This is a genomic window from Bacillus cereus, from assembly GCF_002561295.1.
GTDB lineage: Bacteria > Bacillota > Bacilli > Bacillales > Bacillaceae_G > Bacillus_A > Bacillus_A cereus_S.
The window spans coordinates 148899-167918 of sequence record NZ_NTUG01000003.1; the positions used below are offsets into that span (position 1 = coordinate 148899).

The following is a 19020-nucleotide window of genomic DNA, read 5'->3' on the forward strand; positions in this document are numbered from 1 at the left end:
ACTATAGTAGCATATAAAACAAAATTGTACATAACAAGCCTATTCCTCCAAAAGACATATACTGCACGGCTTGTTTCTTCACCCAAAGTGCTGGAGGATACGATCTTTTTTGTTTTACAAATAACAGTAAATGCATAGCACGTACAAGAAAGAAAAGACTTACGATAAAGCAAATAGTTGTCAAAAGTTTCACTTTTCTCCCCCCTTGTCTTAAGCATATGCATCGTTTTATACATCATGAATATGAACAAAAAATAAGGAGGTTTCCTTTTATGTCAAAAGCTAAATCCTTTGTAACAGGTTTAATTTGTGGCGGCGCTGTCGCTGGGCTAGCCGTTCTGTTTTCCACTCCTTCTTCTGGTAAAGATATGCGAAGTAAACTAAAAGAAAAAGGAAATGGTGTAAAAAAGACATTATCAGATATCGCAAATGATACAAAATTATTAAAACGTCAAATTGTTGAAACTGCTTCAGAAGGTAAAGAAGCGTTCCAAGAATTGAAAGATGATATGCAAGATACACTTTCCACATGGAAACAAGATATTTCACAGAATAAGCGTCATATTGAAAAAGAGATTTTAGATATTCAACAGTCAATTGAAAAATTGCAACAGGCAGTTCCAGAAAAAGCATAAACGATGTTCTATTCTTAGTTTTTGCATATAACAAATATTTTTCATAATCATTTCTCTTCTTACGGCATATCACACAGATATGCCGTGTTTTTATGCATTTACAATATATGTTATCCATTCCGATGTGAAGATGACACTTATACTTCTAACACTTAAAACGCTTCCACAGTTATGCATGATTTGTACAAAATTATAGTTTTTCCAAAAAATTTTCACAATTCTCACAAAAAGACTTTATTAATTTTTATTTTACTGGCATAATAGATACTAATGAATAAGAATGTAAAAGTGGGTGAGTACATGAAAAGTGGAGAAAAAGAATATTCGGTCAAAGAAGCAATGATTTTTAGCCAACGCATTGCTCAATTATCAAAGGCATTATGGAAATGCGTGGAAAAAGATTGGCAACAGTGGATTAAACCATACGATTTAAATATTAATGAGCATCATATTTTATCCATTGCTTATCATTTAAAAGGGGCTTCTATTTCTGAAATTGCAAAGTTTGGCGTGATGCACGTATCAACGGCATTTAACTTTTCTAAAAAATTGGAAGAGCGCGGCTATCTTGTATTCTCAAAGAAAGAAGACGATAAGCGAAATACGTATATTGAAATTACACCAAAAGGGGAAGAATTGCTGTTGCAGTTAATGGAGGAGTATGATCCTGAAAATAACTCTGTTTTTAACGGCGCTCTTGCTCTTCGCAATTTCTACGGTAAATTCCCAGAAAATATCGAATTAATCGCGATTTTAAGAAATATTTATGGGCAAGATTTTATCGATATTTTTGAGAAATCACTAGAAAATATTGAGGAAAACTTTACGGAACATGAGCAAAAATTAGTTAAAAAATAATACCAATTATTTTTTCGCATTCATACGTAAAAATTCTTTCATAAGTGGTTGAAATAAACCTTGTTTGATTAGCGCTTCTGCAGTCTCGTTTACCTCGAGCTGATGTGGAAGCGCTTTTTCAAATTGCTCCAAAAGAGCATCAAATAAAAGGAAACCTTCTTGCTTTTCTTTTATGTATTGTTCGTTCAATTGTTCACAAAGACTTAGTATACGCTCAATATCCTTTTTACGAGCTTTTTTCTTTATAATTAAAGAATAAAATGGACACTTATCTTCGTCGATCATTTGAAAAAGAAGTTCTACATAATATTCAGCTTGTTCTAGTCTCTTTACAACGTCCATTTTCTCCCTCACTTTCTAACACAATGTCTTCTATTTCTGAATTTTATAACACGAACAAAATATCGTATGATACAATATATGAAAGTATATGTATTTTGGCCAAAAGGAGGTATCTCCTCGTGACTCTTATAGAAATTGTTTTTGTCACATTTGCACTTATTGTTCTATTTTACACGAATTTCCTTACGCATACACTCTGCGTAAAAAAACAACTATCCGAGAGACGCCAAACGAGCGCTTTTCGAGTCATTAATGTGTGTATTACGATTCTATTAATTTCTAGTTATATAGAAATTATATTTCATGGAAAGTGAGGAAGGGAAGCCCCTTCCTCACTTTTTTCCTCTATAAGCAAATTATACCTATTATAACTAATAAAATAAACAGTACAAGTAATAAAATAATAAGTGATGAATTCATTCGCCCATCCCCTCCTATTTCCTTTATATGCACAATCGCCCAATATGGTACTCTCTCTAATCTGACAATCAGTATAAACAAATGGGTAATTTTTCTTTATCAATAGGAAAAGACGTCGAAATATGATATATTAATTTTTGTACGTATTGCTTATACTATAGAATAAAATTACCTTCAGCTAGTTTTCATCCTCAGCCTCGGTAAGCCCTGTTAAGCAGGCTTTTAGAAAGCAAAACCAGTGAGACTTAATCGGGCTCTTATGAACAAAATGTTCGTTTGTGCGGGATGAATTAAAAATACATAAATAGTAGGAGTGTTTAGTAAATGAAGAAAGCTATGCTTGCCTTAGCCGCAACAAGTTTGCTTGCCTTATCGGCATGTGGATCATCTGAAAAAATCGTTACCTCTAAAGCTGGTGACATTACAAAAGACGAATTTTATGAAAAGATGAAAGACAGAGCCGGTTCACAAATTTTACGTGGTATGGTACTAGAAAAAGTACTTGTTGAAAACCATAAAGTCGACGATAAAGAAGTTGACAAGAAATTTGACGAATACAAAAAGCAACTTGGCGATCAATTTGATGCTGCTCTAAAACAACAAGGCTTTACTGAGAAAACATTCAAAGAAAGCGTTCGTGCTGAATTAGCAATGACAAAAGCAATTGAAGGCTCTATCACTGAAAAAGAATTAAAAGAAAACTACAAGCCTGAAATTAAAGCAAGCCATATCCTTGTAAAAGATGAAGCAACTGCGAAAAAAGTAAAAGAAGAACTTGGACAAGGTAAATCTTTTGAAGAACTTGCTAAACAGTACTCAGAAGATACAGGTTCAAAAGAAAAAGGCGGAGACCTTGGTTACTTCGGACCTGGCAAAATGGTAAAAGAATTTGAAGACGCTGCTTATAAAATGAAAAAAGATGAAGTAAGTGAACCTGTAAAATCACAGTTCGGTTACCACATCATTAAAGTAACTGATATTAAAGAACCAGAAAAATCATTTGATGATTCAAAAGCTGACATCAAAAAAGATCTTGTTGCGAAAAAGATGCAAGATGGCGAATTCATGGCTAAACTTCAAGAAGAAGAATTGAAAAAAGCTGATGTGAAAGTTGAAGATAAAGACTTAAAAGATACTTTTGAAACGCCAAAAGCTGAAAAAGAAGAAAAAAAAGAAAAATAATTGAATGAAAATAAGCTGTCAGGTTTCCCTGACAGCTTATTTTATTGAGTGGAACGAAAAAAGCATACAGAATTTCATTTCACTTTATATACGTTGTATTACTTTCAGCTAAACTTATATTATTTCATACTGTTATCATCAACATGATCTTGTTTCCACTTATATAACACGATTTCATGATAAACAGGATCAAATAATCGATTGGAATAAAAGACTGCTTCCTTTTCAACTTGTTCTTTTATATCGATTCCTTGCTTTTGAAAACCCTCAATCAGATGATTTGTAACGTATATCGTATCATTTTTATGATATTTTTTGTCTTGTAAAAAATAGTCATATGTGTAAAAGCGTTTATGTTCATACGGCATCTGCAAGTATTCCATAACCCTCGTCTCTTCCCACGTGTATACAATAAATGGCTCCTTCTTTTCCTTTAAATAGGATGCGAGCTGATATGTTGCCGGTATTTCCATCTGTTGTTCTTTCATCAGCGGTATACTCACTATAAGCTGACTTGTAGCAAATATAAGCAATATAATACCGCGATGTCTTTTTAACCACGAAATAGCAAGTACGCAAAGTAACATCGCTACAATTGGATAGGAATGACGCGGTTTATCGATATTTTGTCCAAGTAAATTCCAAAGGAAATAGAAACTCCCAAGAGCGATGAAAACCTTCGGATAGAAGCGTATATTCTTCCACTGTAAAACAAATAGAAACAAAATGAAAAGAAAGAAACCGATCAAATAATAAGAATGCATGCCGATTCCAGCAGAGACAATGTTTTCGGAAAGCAAACGGAAGAGTCGCGAAATAAGTGGTTCACTCGTTTCTGTAACCGCTCCACCCCATTCTGTGAAATGCCCCTCTACAAATCCAAAAGCAATCTTCCATAATCCCGTTATTCCACCCATGTTCCAAATAAGGGCACCAACCCAAACTAACTGGGAAAGAATCGCTGTACAAAATAAAATGATAAATCGCCATTTTTCTTCATGCCATTGTTGCCATAATAATAAAATCAGCACAATCCCTAACGGTGCATATGATAGGCGTATGCCCATTAATAGCGCAAAGAAAAGGATGGGCCAGAATTGAGCTTTGAAACACTTTGTGCGAAAAGCACGTTCTATACTCCATATATACCACCATACGACCGCTAGTGCTGCCCCTTCTGACATCGGCTGGGTTACTAAAATAGAAAAATACCCACTCGTTTGTAAAACAGCTACAACAATAAGAGCGCTCGTTTTACTTACATAATGACGTGCAATCCAATACATTGGAAAAGCTGCGCTGAGCGCCATGATGGCGTTAAAAACCCCTAACGATTGCACAGGGTTTTCTATAAAGAGATGCGTTATCATGCCCCCTAAAATAAAAAACGGATAGCCAGGAAAATGGGGCTGCATTGCTAAAATATCATATTGCTTTAATGCGAGAGTAAAATCAACTTCATCCCACGTGGCCGCAAATGGGCTCACATAGAAAAAACGAATACAAATCGCACTCGTAAAGAGGACAACCGCCCATATGCGTAATACTTGTTTCATCTCATTTCCTTTCTGCAAAAAAAGTACAAGGAGTTTCCTTGTACTTTTAGCTTGCTGATTTATTTTTTTCGACTACTGGTTGATTTTTGTTTGCGGGTTTTTTAAAGACGATTAACATATACAGCACAACAAAATATCCGACATACACAAGTATTTCTTCAAGAGATGGCATCGACGAATATCCTAAAAATGCTTTTAAGAAAATACCAATATCACCTGAAAGAAGCGGTTCAGTACCATGATCACGTACATAGTGAGCATAATCAATAGGATGCTCTGGTAATAACCATGTAATATCATATACATGTGGCATAACGCTGCCGATTATTTTTAAATCCTGAAGCATGGCAACGCCTTGTACGAGAAGACCAGCTGCAATTAAAACGATAAATGCGCCTGTTACTTTAAAGAATACTTTCAGCGAAATACGCATCGTCCCTTTAAAGAATAAGTAACTAACACCAGCTGCAACGAGTAGACCTGAAATAGCTCCCCAGCCTTTCATCGCTTCTCCAATGTTTCCTCCTGTAATAGCAGCAAAGAAAAATACTGTTTCAACACCTTCTCGAAGTACAACAAGAAAAGAGTGTACGACCATTCCAATTATATTTCCAGCCGTAATATACTGACTCATTTTATTTTCCATATTAGCTGTCATATTTTTACTATGTTCTGCCATCCAAAATACCATTTGTGTAAGCAAAATGGCAGAAATAAAAATAATGGATATTTTCAAATACATTTCACTGCCCATAGCGGCAAAACCAGTAAATACAACTTGGAATATCAGAGCAACAATATAACTCGCTACAACCGCAAGACCGGCTCCTAACCAAACATATTTCACAAACTGTTTACTATCTGTACGCTTTAAATATGTTGTAATAATCCCAACAATAAGCAACGCTTCTAATACTTCACGAAATGTAATGAGAAATGCTTGAAGTTGCATTGCTCTTCCCCCTCATCCTTACTTACGTTTTCTGACAGCGTATACAATAACTCCAACAAGTACGAGTACAATCACTGCGATTGGAGCCCAGTTTTTCAAATTACTTAAATCGGTCCATTCTGTTTTACCTGTTCCCTCTACAGCTTCTTCTTTTCCACTCGTATCAAAATGTCCCACTTTAAAATCTTTAATTTTAAACTCTTTTTGTAAGCTTGTTAAAATCACGTCTTTACTTTTCTTAAACGTATCTTGATTGGCTTCTTTTTGCCCTACCCCAAATAACCCCGGGTTTCCTAATGATTCTAACGCTTTATTAAATTCATCCTTTATCTTCGTATCTAACTCTTTATTATGTTCACCAACAGCTGGTGATAATGCTTCATATGTAGCAAATGCTTTTGCTAATAAACGCTTACTTGTATCGTAGTCACTAAACTTCTCATCAACATTTGTTAAACGACGATTAATATTTAACGCAAGAATCTTTTGCATATCAGCAATAATAGCTTCTTTATTTTGTTTATCGAAGTCTTTCATCATCGCTTTAGAAGGTTCTTTTCCCATATGCTGATCAATTTCTTCTTGCACATTTTCATATGCTTTTTTAGCCTCTTTAAAGTTGGCTGGATTTTCATCTAACTTTGCAACCATTTGCTTATATGCCTCTGCCACTTTCTCTTCGTTTGGATTTCCATACGAATAAGCAAATGCACTCGTTTGAATCGAGAATATTAAGAAAATACCAATAAATAATGATATACTAATTTTTTTCATGAACGTTCCTCCCGAATTTAATGATAATTATTATCATTTTTATTGTCAAGATAAGAAATGTTCATCACGAACACTTCTTACCTTCCTTTAATACATGCGCAGCATAGTCAATTGTAACTTTCTCTACGGGACGCGTCATCTCTTTCCAAATAGCTGGAAACACACGTGTCATATACTTACGAAAAGATATGAAAGACTCGCCTGTTTCTCGTACTTTATACGTAATCGGTACTTCCTGTACTCGAAATCCTTTTCGGACTAAATTCAACGTAATCACTTGGGCATAGTTGTAATCGTGAATAATTTCTCCATGCTCCATCGCTTGTCTCGAAAAGGCACGCATACCGGATTGCCCATCACGAATCCACTTTCTTAATAATACACATTGTAGCATTGTAAAACAGTAATTCCCAAGACGTCGATGCAATCTCATTCCCTGGATGGTTCCCCGAAAACGGGAACCCATCGTATAATCCGCTTCTCCAGCAAAAATAGGCTCAAGTACATTCGGAATCTCGTCGGCTGGATATTCATCATCAGCATCAATCATTACACTAATATCAGCTCCAAGGCGATAGCTCTCCTGCAAACCTGCTCGAACAGCTGCGCCAAGTCCGCTGTTTTTTGTAAATGATACGATATGATCGGCTCCTGCTTCCTTTGCAACAGCTACTGTTCGGTCAGTTGAGCCATCATCGATAACAAGTACTTCTACCGTTACATTTGGATGAAAATGACGCGGCACCTTTTGAATAACGTGTGCAATAGAATCCTCTTCATTTAAGGCCGGTATAAAAACAATTACTTTCATTCCTTCTCCTGCTCCTTTAACGCTTCTACTAATACAGGTCCACGGCTATGCGATGGATACGGTGCTCCTAATAAGTAAGCAATTGTAGGTGCCATAGAAACAAGACTCTTTTTCTCTTCTACTTTTATACCTTGAGCAATATGAGGACCGTACATAAAGAATGGTACAAAGCGCTCACCCTCGTCTAAATGACCGTGACCACCAATTCCATCTGCTTGCCCATGATCTGCACAAATAATAAATGTCGTATTTTCTGCTTTTCCTGTTTTCTCTAAATGCTCAATAAACTGTTTCACATGTTGATCTGCTTCATGGATTTTTTGTAAATATTCATCATATAATACGCCGCGACTATGCCCTGTTTGATCTGTCGAAATAAGCTGGACGATAAATAAGTCAGGATCTTGTTCATCCATAATCTTTCTTGCTTTCTCCATAATTTTCGAGTCGACAACATCATTTTTCATGACAGCAGTAAATGTTTCCACATCATCACCAAATGCGTCAACTAAATGAGCAACCGCTAACATTTTTCCTGTTTTATCTACTTTACGAAGAGAATCGAAAATACTCTCTACATTCACTCCATGCTTCCAGACCATATTCGATTTAATACCATGCTCAAATGAATACGTTCCTGTAAACATAGAGGAGAAACATACAACCGTACGAGCCGGATATACCGTTTCCATATTTAAAAACTCTGTCCCTTGTTTTCGAAGTGAATCTAAATACGGTGTATGCGCCGCCTCAAAACGATCTTTTCGCATACCATCAATTACAATCACGACTACTTTTTCATTTAATGCCTCTTGATTTTCAGGCATGTTTTCTGTATAGGTAGAAATTGCTTTCGGCTGCCAATCAAATAAATTACGATGTAATATAAGTGTATATACAAGAAGAGCACCATAAAATATAAGAAGCGTTTTCCAATCTACGCCACTAAATGCGCCGCCTTCTTGGAAGAACTCGTAGTAGTAATACCAAAGCGAAAGTAGTAATAAAAACTTTGGCATCTGTTCTTGTGCATTTCCACTTGTAGAATCACTATTTTTCAAAACAAGCTTCCAAAATCGTGTAAAGTTCAACCATGATGTCCCAATCCGCAAATGATAATATAACGTTCCCCAAAATAAAATGGTAAAGAAGAAATATAATCCTAATGCAAAAAAGAATAATGGTAAATGGACCATCTTAAATACAATTAAATAAGCGACAAACGGAAACCATAAATAGTTTCGTAAAAATAACGGAAAATCAAACAAATAATATAAAACAAGTAAAGGTACAATGAGAACAAAACTGCTAAAAAACGCTGGAATAAAACCAGGTTGTCCAAACTGCGAGATAGAAAACAATAAAAATGTACCGAATACAAAAATCGGTGTAAATGGTTTCCCTTCATTCAGTAAGTTCCAGCAGCGAGCTGCTACCTTTTCAAATTTTGATGCCTTTTTTACTTCTTCCACCGGATGTTTTCTCCCTTCTGACTAACAAGTGAACGCAACTCCATCGGATATAAAATGAGTAAAAGTGCGCCCACACCATAAGAAAATATAAACTTAAACCCATGACTCATTAATGACCATTCATACGCCTCTACGGATCCTGCACCAAGCGCCCTTAGTGCAAACGTCATTACCGTTTCATATGTCCCAATACCGCCTGGCGTTAATTGAAATACTTGCCCGGCGATGGTCACACTATTGACCCAAATCGCTTGTATAAATGTAAGAGAACTCGCAATTTCATATATAACAAAAGCTTCGCAAATCCAGCTTATAACAATCAGTAAAATAATGATAATCCCTTTTACTGTAAACAAAACTGCCTTTAATTGCTCCCACTGGCTCCTTGCAAATTGCGGTGCTTTCTTATATATAAGAAACAACATACCAATTCCGATACATAGACAAGCAAGAATAACGGGAGCATTTAGCAAAATATCTCCCCACAATATAAACATCCCTGCAGCTCCAACTATACCGAGGATTAACAAATCTAATATACGGAGCACGACAACGGATTGTGTCGCTTCTCCTAATGTCACTTTCTTTTCTTTTGTAATAATCGCAATGCGAACAGCATCCCCTACTTTTAATGGAGAAACGTGATTAATAAACAAACTATAAAACAATCCATATAAAGCCTCTTTCATTGTAATATGATGGTGAAGATATAGCTTCCATGCATACGCACGAAAGAAAAATGCAACACCATATATCACAATGAGGAGCACTACCGCACTAGGATGTTTCCATAATTCATATAGTTGCTCTCGTAAAGAAGACGCTTCAAACGATTTCCACGATATGACAAAGAAAACACATAACAAAAAAATACCACAAAGATTAAACAGTATCCGGATATTGTTTCGCCCAAGCAATCGTTCGCTCCAACCCTTCTGCAAAAGATACACGTGGCTCATATCCAAGCTGTTCTCTCGCCTTCGAAATATCAGCCCACGTCGATGTCACATCCCCTTTACGATGCGCCTCTCTCCTTACACGCATAAGTGGGAAATGCTTCTCTAACTGCGTAAGCAATTCTGTCATTAAAATAGGTTCATTCGATCCTAGATTGTATACATCACTTCTATTCGACTCTAACGTAAGAGCAATTCCTTCTGTAATATCATCAATGTAAGTGTAATCTCGGCCCGTTCCCTTGCCGTATACAACAATTTCTTCTCCATTTAGTAATTTCCGAATAAAGCTTGCGATTGCCATATCAGGACGGCCCCACGGACCGTACACAGTAAAGAAACGTAAAATATTTAGTTGAAATCCATACATATACTGATAAGCGTGACAGAGCGATTCTGCCCCATATTTAGATGCTGCATAAGGAGATAAAACACGGCCATTTGCCATTTCCTCCTGCAAAGGCATTCCCTTCTTCTCTCCGTACACAGAAGAAGAGGATGCCACGATAACATGTTTTACATTTTCTTCTCCCGCACATGTTAATACATTGCTCGTCCCTTTTATATTAATATCAATATAAGCACCTGGCATTTCAAGCGACGGTCTCACCCCTGGAAATCCAGCTAGATGAATTACTGCATCAACCTTTTCTTGCTGCATAACAGCTTTCACATCTTCTTTATGCAAAATATCGCACTCGTAAAATGGAACGTTTCCATATTGCTGCACTTGTTCCAACTGAAACTGTTTTCTTGATTTCGCATAATAGGAGTGGAAGTTATCAAGTAGTACCACTTGCTTTCCTTGTTCTAACAACTTTAAAGCAAGATGGCTTCCGATAAAACCAGCTCCTCCAGTAATTAATACTTTCATTCATTTCACCACCCTCTACCACACTATGTAAAAGAAGAAACCTTGTCAAGACAAGGTTTCTTCTAAAAGACATACGTATGAGCAGATTATTTCGCTGCTTCAACAGCTTTATTTAACGCAGCCTCAAGTTGTGGTAACAATTTATCAGCATCTTCTTTCTTCTTCGCTTTCACTGCTTCTAAATAAGACTGTGCTGTTTTTGTTAACTCTACTGTTTCCTGTTCGCCAAGTACTGTTTTCAAATCACTTTCAATGATATTAATGAATAACGCGCCTTCTAATGCTGTAATAGGACCTTTATCTTTTCCAAAGTTCTCTTGGCTTTCTTTATACTCATGAAGGGCAACTTTTGAGAATCCACGTACAAATGCTTGATTTACTGCTTTTGCATCCACTGTTTTCACATCTGTTTTTAAATCAAATTGCTTTAAAATGAAGTCCGCTTCTTCAGGAGCATGCTTTTTCACATACGGATAGATTGCTTGATAAAATGCCCATCCTTCTGCTTGCTCAATTTCAGCTTTTTTCTCATCTGTCTTTACTGCTTCTACCATTTTTGTAGCGTAACCATGTGGAACTCCACCTGTCGCTAAGTAGAATGTTTTCATGATCGTTTTATCTACAACTTGCTTACCAAGTGCAAATGCAAGTTTGTCGTCTTTATCAATTGCAGCTTGCATTTCATCAAATCCGCCTTGAATTTGAGAAGCCATTTGTGTACCGTACGCTGTATCGCGTTTTCCAACTGTACCTTCTACGCCTTTATAAAACGCAAGTGCTTCATCCATTTCTTTTTTCACAACATCTTTTTTGTCCCAGTTTGTATCAATTTCTTTAAACTCATGGCGCATCGATTGGAAAAACTCTTTTTGCATTAATTTATCAAATAGTTGCTTTACAACCATTGGTTCCATTTCTTTCTTTTTCCCTGCTTCTAATGCAGCTGTAATTGTTTGGTCGATTTGTTCATTAAATTCACCATCACGTTTTTGGACAAGAGATTGTAATTTATCTTTGTATAACTTTGTTACTTTATCAAAGTCAACCTCTTTCCCTTCTTTCGCCTTTTCAAGTTCAGCTACTCCCTCTTTATAAGCTTGTACAAAATCTACTTCTTGTTGTTTTGTTTCTTCTTTCTTAGCAGATTGTTCTGTTTTTTTGTCTTGTGCTTCAGATTTTTTTGGTTCCTCTTTCGCACATCCTGCAAAAAGAAGAGATGCTACTGCTGCTGCAGATAATACTTTTAACTTGAATGTCATGGATTACTTCCCCCTACGGCCTCTAGTGATAGTGATTTTCATTATTATCAAATTGATTATAAAAGCGCTTACGCTAAGTGTCAACATAAATATTGTATCCGTTGTCATATTCCCAACTGGTAATTTCGACCAACAAATAAAAACCTAATAAAATACGATTTTCTCCTATTGAAACATGAAGAAAATATAGTGTTTTCCATTTCTGATTTTGACTTAAACATCCCCGCTATACCAAGGAATATCGGACACCGTTTGGAACTGCCATAACTATTTCGGTTGTGGTAGTTTTTCGTTATAACACCAAGTATATTGGAAGCACTGTCTTTCATAGACATCATCGATAGACGCAATTGTATTGAGAAAAATGAGGTAACAAAACAAGGTTTACACTATATAGGAATTAGTCGTCCATAAAAAAAGCATCTAGCTAAAAGCTAGATGCAGATAAAAACACAAGGGACGATAAAGTTCGACCCTTAACCCGTATGCTATTATAACAAAAAAAATCATGAAAAAATATAAAAAAAAGTTGCTTTTATCTAGATTTTTTCTGTTTTTAAAAAATAAATATGGACAAATGAATTATAAAAATATAGATTTATACAGATAATATATTTTTAATAACCAACGGAGGTTTATGAATGGTTGCATTGGCATTTATTTTTGGAGCGATTTTCATCGCTTGGGGCTTTTATCGTATAAAAAACGATTTTCGTAAAAATAAGAAGAAAAATAACATAATTAGCTTCTTACTACAGGGCGGAGCTTCAGGAATCGGACAACTTGTAGGAGGCATTATTTTCATTATCATTGGTATTTTTGCATTGATTACTAAATAATTCAAATATAATAGATTGTAATAATAAGAAAAAGAGTCTGGATCCAGACTCTTTTTCTTTCTATTTTTCTACTTTACTTACGCTAACGCAGCAGCTTGCTCCTGCTGATCTACAGGCACGACAGCGTCTCTTAATGCTTTTTCTAATTCAGCTGTATATTTCATTTGTTCTTCTTTGCTCCAGCCTAATTTTGCTGCCATATACGCAATTACGTTTTCTTTCCAATCGTATACCCAGTGAATGTTGAAGAATACTGCCCCTCTGCGGCGTACGAAGAAGTCAACAGGTTTTGCTGTCATTTCATAGTCCATTGCGTATACAAGCGGTACAATCACGTCTAACGGCATGTTGTACTCTTTTGCATCTGCTTTTAGCTCTTTTGCTAAGTTAAAGAGAATATCAACGTTAGAGCCATAGAATTTCGCAAACTCTTCCGCTTGCTGCGTTGTTAGACCGTACTTTGTTCCTTCTTGCGCTTTTTTTGCAATGAAGGTTGGTAATTGTTTAGAACCACCTACATGGCCACCTGAGATTGGCATATGTTTCGTTTCGCTCTTCGGATATGCGCTATGTCCTTCTTTTTGTAATAAAGACGTTACATAATCTACGACCATTTCTGCCATTTTACGATATCCTGTTAACTTACCACCTGCGATTGTAATTAAGCCAGATTCAGAAGTCCAAATTTCATCTTTACGAGAAATTTCAGATGCATTCTTACCTTCTTCGTAAATTAATGGACGAACACCAGCCCAGCTTGATTCAATGTCTTTTTCTGTAATCTTAACGCTTGGGAACATATAGTTAATCGCATTAATGATATATGTGCGATCTTCTGTTGTCATTTGTGGTACTGCTGCATCTTTATCATAGAACGTATCAGTTGTACCTACATATGTTTTCCCGCCGCGCGGAATCGCGAACACCATACGTTTGTCTGGTGTATCAAAATAGATCGCTTGGCCAAGTGGGAAACGTTTTTGATCGATAACTAAGTGAACACCTTTCGATAATTGCAGTACTTTTCCTTTTTTTGAATTATCTTTTTCACGAAGTGTATCTACCCAAGGACCAGCTGCGTTTACAATTTTCTTACCGTACACTTCATATACTTCGCCATCTAATAAGTCGATAACGCGTACACCACATACTTTTCCATCTTTATATAAGAAACCATCTACTTTTGCATAGTTCACTGCTTTTGCACCATGCTCGATTGCTTCTTTCATTACTTCTATTGTTAAACGTGCATCATCTGTACGATATTCTACGTAGTAACCGCCGCCTTTTAAGTTTTCTTGTTTTACAAGCGGTTCTTTCTTCATTGTTTCTTCACGGCTAAACATTTTTCTACGTTCACTTCGTTTTACCCCCGCTAGGAAGTCATATACGCGAAGGCCGATTGATGTACTGAACGCACCGAATGTGCCGCCTTTATGGAACGGTAATAGCATCCACTCTGGTGTTGTTACATGGGGACCGTTCTCATATACGATTGCACGCTCTTTCCCAACCTCTGCTACCATTTTCACTTCAAGTTGTTTTAAATAACGTAAACCGCCATGTACAAGTTTTGTTGAACGACTTGATGTTCCTGCTGCAAAGTCCTGCATTTCGAATACAATTGTTGATAACCCGCGTGTTGCTCCGTCTAATGCAATACCAGAACCAGTAATCCCTCCACCAATTACGATCACATCTAACTCTTGTTTATTTACTCCGTTTAATACGTCTTTACGTTGTTTACTTGAAAATTTCATGGTAATTCCTCCCTATTTATACGAAAAAAGAGACCACAAACGCCGCCATAGATTTCGCCTCTATAGCGTGTTGTGGTCTCTCCATATCTCCTACCGAATTATTAACTTGTCACCATTATAACACTGTTTATAATTATTTAAAAGCTTTTGTTGCTTCAATTGCTTTTTTCCATCCAGCATATAGCTCTTCGCTTGTTTCCGCTTCCATTGTTGGCGCAAAGCTTCGATCCATATTCCACTGCGCTTTAATTTCATCTTGGTTTTCCCAATATCCAACCGCAAGACCGGCTAAATATGCTGCACCTAAAGCCGTAGTCTCATTCACTTCTGGACGCTCTACTGGCACATCTAACATATCACTTTGGAACTGCATTAAGAAGTTATTCTTAACCGCTCCGCCGTCCACGCGTAATGTGTTCAACTTAATACCAGAATCAGCTTCCATTGCGCATAATACATCTTTTGTTTGGTACGCTAATGATTCTAGCGTTGCACGGATAAAGTGTTCTTTCGTTGTACCACGCGTTACGCCAAATACTGCTCCGCGCACTTCACTATCCCAGTACGGTGTTCCAAGTCCTACGAATGCTGGAACAACGTATACGCCGTCTGTTGATTCTACGCGACTCGCGTACTCTTCGCTCTCACTTGCATCTTTAAACATGCGCATGCCATCGCGTAACCACTGGATTGCTGAACCTGCTACGAAAATACTTCCTTCTAATGCATATTCAACTTTACCATTTAAACCCCATGCAATTGTTGTTAATAGACCATGCTCAGACGCAACTGCTTTTTCACCTGTATTCATTAACATGAAACAACCAGTTCCGTATGTATTTTTCGCCATACCTTCACCGAAGCAAGCTTGTCCAAATAACGCTGCTTGTTGGTCACCTGCCACACCTGCAATCGGTACATTTTGACCGAAGAAATGATAATCAATTGTATGACCGTATACTTCAGATGATGGACGTACTTCTGGAAGCATGCTCTTTGGCACTGTTAACATGTCTAAAAGTTCATTATCCCACTCTAGGTCATGAATATTAAACATTAATGTACGTGATGCATTTGAGTAGTCTGTTACGTGCGCTTTACCACCAGACAGTTTCCATACAAGCCATGTATCAATTGTTCCGAATAATAATTCACCGCGCTCTGCTCTTTCTCTTGCACCTTCAACGTTATCTAAAATCCATTTTACTTTCGTACCAGAGAAGTATGCATCAATTAAAAGACCTGTTTTTTCGCGAACCATGTCGCCATAACCTTTTTCTTTTAACTCATCACAAATTTCCGCTGTTTGGCGTGATTGCCATACGATTGCATTATAAACTGGCTTACCCGTTTCTTTATCCCATACAACCGTTGTTTCACGTTGGTTTGTAATCCCGATGCCCGCGATTTGTTCTGGTTTTACATCCGCTTCACTTAAACAAGTTGCGATAACGGCTAAAATAGATCCCCAAATTTCGTGCGCGTTATGCTCTACCCAACCTGGCTTTGGAAAATGTTGTGTAAACTCTTTTTGAGCAGAATGAACAATTTTTCCTTCCTTATTAAAAAGGATTGCACGTGAACTTGTAGTTCCTTGGTCTAATGAAAGAATATATTTTTTCATAATCGGTTCCCCCTTATGCTACTTTTCTACTATTTGTATTATTTTCGCTCTTTTTGCTTGTCATATAAGAGATTGCTAGTACAATCACAGTTGCAATTATCACATAAATTAGTGCTGCATTTTGTTTCCCTTCAAATACAACTTGATGGAATAAACCTGCAAGTGATCCACCTAAAATCGGTCCTACAACTGGAATCCATGCATACTTCCAGTTTGATCCGCCTTTTCCTGGAATCGGCAAGAAGAAGTGTGCAATACGTGGACCTAAGTCACGTGCTGGGTTAATTGCATATCCTGTTGTTCCACCTAATGATAAACCAATACTTACAATTAAGAAACCTACGATAAATGGATTTAAACCATCCGCAAATTTATTTGCACCAATTGCTAATATACCAAATACTAAAATGAATGTTCCAATCATTTCACTTAAAAGGTTTGCAAATGTGTTCGGAATTGCTGGTCCTGTTGCGAAAACACCTAATTTTGTACCAGGATCTTCTGTTTCTTTCCAATGCGGTAAGTAATGTAAATATACGATAATTGCACCGATGATTGCCCCAATCATTTGCGCTACGATATAGCCTGGTACATCGCTCCATGGGAACGCTCCCTTAAATGCGAGTCCAATTGTTAAAGCTGGATTTAAATGTGCCCCACTAATTGATCCAACTGCATATGCTGCAACAGCAACTGCTAAGCCCCAGCCCATCGTAATAACGATCCAACCAGAATCTTTAGCAAATGACTTCTTTAAACTTACACCAGCACAAACGCCGCCACCAAGAACGATTAACAACGCTGTCCCTATTAACTCCCCTAAAAATGCTGACATAAAATCCCTCCACAATCAATTTAAATGATTCCAATGTGATAGAGGCAAAATGAATGGCCATTCGTTTTTTTTCAAAAGAAAAAGATCCACATCTGGCACGATTCTATACAACACTTGTATAGAATCAATGAAATGTGGATCTCTACTTTTCTCCGTCACGTTTATTAACTTGTCTATAATGTTAACCTCAATTGAAAGCGGTGTCAATAAAATTTTTTCACATTTTCGACACTTTTTACATCCACTTTAATTTCTCAACATACAAGCCAGTGCTATGAAGACAAAAGCGGCCTTCCACTCATTTTCCCCCTCTGTTTTCACACGGCTCGGGGCGAATTTAGGCTCTGACCGCTTCTATACATTGGTGGATCCTCTTTCCTACCTAAAAGAAAGCTTTTCCTTTTTCCTATTTCTTATAATGTTTCCACAGTTCTTTTTTCGACGTTGTAATTGCTGTGACACCAGCCGCGAGCGCTCTTTCTACATCCTCCACTGTGCGAATAAATCCACCTGCTAAAATCGGTACGCCCGTACGTTCTTTCACTTCAGCAATCACACCTGTTAAAGCGCCTGGAAGCACCTCAATATAATCTGGCTTTGTCTTCTCTAAAAGATTGCAACTTTTCTCCATTGCACTCGAATCGATTAAAAAGATACGCTGAATCGCGACAACACCCTTTTGCTTCGCCTTCATAATGACACTTGCCTTGGTCGATAATAGTCCGTACGGCTTATATTCTTGGCATAAGAACTCCGTCGCATGGCCATCACTTTGCAGTCCGTGAATTAAATCGACATGCAAAAATACCTTTTTACCATGCAGCTTCGCCAGTGCCACGACACTTTTCAATTGACCGATATGAATATCTAAAATAACAATATACTCATAAGAGCTATGTAGTAACTTTTCTAAATCTTTAATTTGCCGAACAGCTGGCAAAATCTGTTGTTCATGAAATTCCATTCAAAAATCCCCTTCTTTACGTCATTCTACCCTTTATAGTACACAATTTAGGAGAAAAGAAAAGCGAGTTGTGGAAATTTTCAACTCGCTTCCTTGTCGCACCTTGTCGAACGGTCGATATCCTATGTCGAATCGCCGATATATTTGAAAAACCGCTGATATATTCGTGCTTTCCGCCGATATAAAAAAACTGCCCCAATTTAGGGGAAGCTTTTTATTGATACATCTTTTTCAACTTATCCGCCCCTGTGCCACCTATCACCATTAGTAGTAACGGCGCAAAATTCATGACATACGGTGCCCCTGCTAAAATGGTTATATTTGCTCCTGCAAACTTATTTAACAGCAGTACACTAATTTTTAATAACAACAAAAATAACCCTAACATAAATACACTATCAAAAAACATCTTCCATTTTGGATGCGCTAATTGTTTACTATCTTGAATCACTTTCTGCTTCAACTCCTCATCACTCCTCAATAACTCATCTATTGTAATACCAAATAGATCACTCAAATGAATGATGATTTCGATACTCGGATAGTTCTTTCCCGTCTCCCATTTCGAAACAGACTGACGACTTACATGAATTTTTTCAGCCAAATCATTTTGCGACCAATTTCTTTTTTCTCTTTCTTCTTTTAAGCGTTCGCTAAAAATCATAATGAGCTCATCACCTCTCTCTATGCCCTAGTATGAGTACATGAATGATGAAGAGTAAAGATAGTTGTAGTTGCATAATCTGCGCAACCTATACGTTACACCGAAAAATAGCGCCATTTCGTACCATATATCATGTCGTTTTGAAACGCAACGTATACTTTCCTTTTATCCCGCATTAATGGGCAGTAATACTCCCACCTCAAAATTCGGTGCAAACAATGTCCCAGCTCTAGCGGCTAGAAT

21 protein-coding genes are annotated in these 19020 nt (G+C 37.0%); 5 read left to right on the forward strand and 16 right to left on the reverse strand.

From position 1 onward, the window contains the following. Window position 1 precedes the first annotated feature (1 nt). Window positions 2-193: a hypothetical protein gene (locus CN373_RS02740; RefSeq protein ID WP_000772036.1), complete on the reverse strand. Its 192-nt coding sequence runs from the start codon at window positions 191-193 to the stop codon at window positions 2-4. A 79-nt stretch (window positions 194-272) separates the two neighbouring features. Between CN373_RS02740 and CN373_RS02745 the strand changes: the two genes are divergently transcribed. Together CN373_RS02745 and CN373_RS02750 are read left to right on the forward strand one after the other, a co-directional pair. Next, complete coding sequence (locus CN373_RS02745; protein WP_000030308.1) at window positions 273-635, forward strand: YtxH domain-containing protein; 363 nt, start codon at window positions 273-275, stop codon at window positions 633-635. Between the two features lie 300 nt (window positions 636-935). Then, a complete protein-coding gene (locus CN373_RS02750; protein ID WP_000834927.1) occupies window positions 936-1493 on the forward strand; it encodes an HTH-type transcriptional regulator Hpr in 558 nt (185 codons plus the stop codon). A gap of 6 nt (window positions 1494-1499) precedes the next feature. On the opposite strand, the gene CN373_RS02755 is transcribed toward CN373_RS02750, so the two are convergent. Then, window positions 1500-1835 (reverse strand): DUF1878 family protein, encoded by a 336-nt coding sequence (locus CN373_RS02755; protein WP_000383623.1) that lies wholly within the window; start codon window positions 1833-1835, stop codon window positions 1500-1502. A 119-nt stretch (window positions 1836-1954) separates the two neighbouring features. Between CN373_RS02755 and CN373_RS02760 the strand changes: the two genes are divergently transcribed. Then, window positions 1955-2149 (forward strand): hypothetical protein, encoded by a 195-nt coding sequence (locus tag CN373_RS02760; RefSeq protein ID WP_000172529.1) that lies wholly within the window; start codon window positions 1955-1957, stop codon window positions 2147-2149. Window positions 2150-2180: 31 nt separating this feature from the next. Here CN373_RS02760 and CN373_RS25775 read toward each other — a convergent pair whose 3' ends face one another. Beyond that, the gene (locus tag CN373_RS25775; protein ID WP_425290457.1) at window positions 2181-2291 is read right to left on the reverse strand and encodes a hypothetical protein; all 111 of its coding nucleotides are present in this window, start codon (window positions 2289-2291) and stop codon (window positions 2181-2183) included. Between the two features lie 288 nt (window positions 2292-2579). Between CN373_RS25775 and prsA the strand changes: the two genes are divergently transcribed. Beyond that, on the forward strand, window positions 2580-3437 hold the full coding sequence (gene prsA, locus CN373_RS02765; RefSeq protein ID WP_000710038.1) for a peptidylprolyl isomerase PrsA: 858 nt from the start codon (window positions 2580-2582) through the stop codon (window positions 3435-3437). A gap of 119 nt (window positions 3438-3556) precedes the next feature. On the opposite strand, the gene CN373_RS02770 is transcribed toward prsA, so the two are convergent. The 8 genes from CN373_RS02770 to CN373_RS02805 form a co-directional block, all read right to left on the reverse strand. Then, entirely contained in the window at window positions 3557-4993 is a 1437-nt protein-coding gene (locus CN373_RS02770) for a hypothetical protein (RefSeq protein ID WP_000815791.1), read from the reverse strand. Between the two features lie 46 nt (window positions 4994-5039). Then, the gene (locus tag CN373_RS02775) at window positions 5040-5945 is read right to left on the reverse strand and encodes an FTR1 family iron permease (protein ID WP_001176819.1); all 906 of its coding nucleotides are present in this window, start codon (window positions 5943-5945) and stop codon (window positions 5040-5042) included. Between the two features lie 18 nt (window positions 5946-5963). After that, a complete protein-coding gene (locus tag CN373_RS02780; protein ID WP_000724000.1) occupies window positions 5964-6719 on the reverse strand; it encodes a hypothetical protein in 756 nt (251 codons plus the stop codon). A 64-nt stretch (window positions 6720-6783) separates the two neighbouring features. Then, window positions 6784-7530 carry a glycosyltransferase family 2 protein gene (locus tag CN373_RS02785; RefSeq protein ID WP_000864842.1) on the reverse strand — a complete coding sequence of 249 codons (747 nt, stop codon included), beginning with the start codon at window positions 7528-7530 and terminating at the stop codon, window positions 6784-6786. Next, window positions 7527-9002: an alkaline phosphatase family protein gene (locus CN373_RS02790; protein WP_000393226.1), complete on the reverse strand. Its 1476-nt coding sequence runs from the start codon at window positions 9000-9002 to the stop codon at window positions 7527-7529. Before CN373_RS02790 ends, CN373_RS02785 begins: the two co-directional genes overlap by 4 nt. Beyond that, entirely contained in the window at window positions 8990-9868 is an 879-nt protein-coding gene (locus CN373_RS02795; RefSeq protein ID WP_000882810.1) for a lysylphosphatidylglycerol synthase transmembrane domain-containing protein, read from the reverse strand. The genes CN373_RS02790 and CN373_RS02795 overlap by 13 nt, the downstream gene beginning before the upstream one ends. Before the next feature lie 16 nt (window positions 9869-9884). After that, complete coding sequence (locus tag CN373_RS02800; protein WP_000866098.1) at window positions 9885-10832, reverse strand: SDR family NAD(P)-dependent oxidoreductase; 948 nt, start codon at window positions 10830-10832, stop codon at window positions 9885-9887. An 86-nt stretch (window positions 10833-10918) separates the two neighbouring features. Continuing rightward, the gene (locus tag CN373_RS02805) at window positions 10919-12091 is read right to left on the reverse strand and encodes a hypothetical protein (protein ID WP_098358791.1); all 1173 of its coding nucleotides are present in this window, start codon (window positions 12089-12091) and stop codon (window positions 10919-10921) included. 641 nt (window positions 12092-12732) lie between these two features. Here CN373_RS02805 and CN373_RS02810 point away from each other — a divergent pair. Further along, window positions 12733-12930 carry a hypothetical protein gene (locus CN373_RS02810; protein ID WP_000226091.1) on the forward strand — a complete coding sequence of 66 codons (198 nt, stop codon included), beginning with the start codon at window positions 12733-12735 and terminating at the stop codon, window positions 12928-12930. A gap of 77 nt (window positions 12931-13007) precedes the next feature. Here CN373_RS02810 and glpD read toward each other — a convergent pair whose 3' ends face one another. The 5 genes from glpD to CN373_RS02835 form a co-directional block, all read right to left on the reverse strand. Next, complete coding sequence (gene glpD / locus CN373_RS02815; RefSeq protein ID WP_000672797.1) at window positions 13008-14690, reverse strand: aerobic glycerol-3-phosphate dehydrogenase; 1683 nt, start codon at window positions 14688-14690, stop codon at window positions 13008-13010. A 133-nt stretch (window positions 14691-14823) separates the two neighbouring features. Beyond that, window positions 14824-16314 (reverse strand): glycerol kinase GlpK, encoded by a 1491-nt coding sequence (gene glpK, locus CN373_RS02820; RefSeq protein ID WP_000759978.1) that lies wholly within the window; start codon window positions 16312-16314, stop codon window positions 14824-14826. 13 nt (window positions 16315-16327) lie between these two features. Further along, entirely contained in the window at window positions 16328-17149 is an 822-nt protein-coding gene (glpF, locus tag CN373_RS02825; RefSeq protein WP_001272198.1) for a glycerol uptake facilitator protein GlpF, read from the reverse strand. 406 nt (window positions 17150-17555) lie between these two features. Next, a complete protein-coding gene (locus tag CN373_RS02830) occupies window positions 17556-18113 on the reverse strand; it encodes a glycerol-3-phosphate responsive antiterminator (RefSeq protein WP_000394298.1) in 558 nt (185 codons plus the stop codon). 214 nt (window positions 18114-18327) lie between these two features. Continuing rightward, the gene (locus CN373_RS02835; RefSeq protein WP_000577642.1) at window positions 18328-18777 is read right to left on the reverse strand and encodes a helix-turn-helix domain-containing protein; all 450 of its coding nucleotides are present in this window, start codon (window positions 18775-18777) and stop codon (window positions 18328-18330) included. Between the last annotated feature and the right edge of the window lie 243 nt (window positions 18778-19020).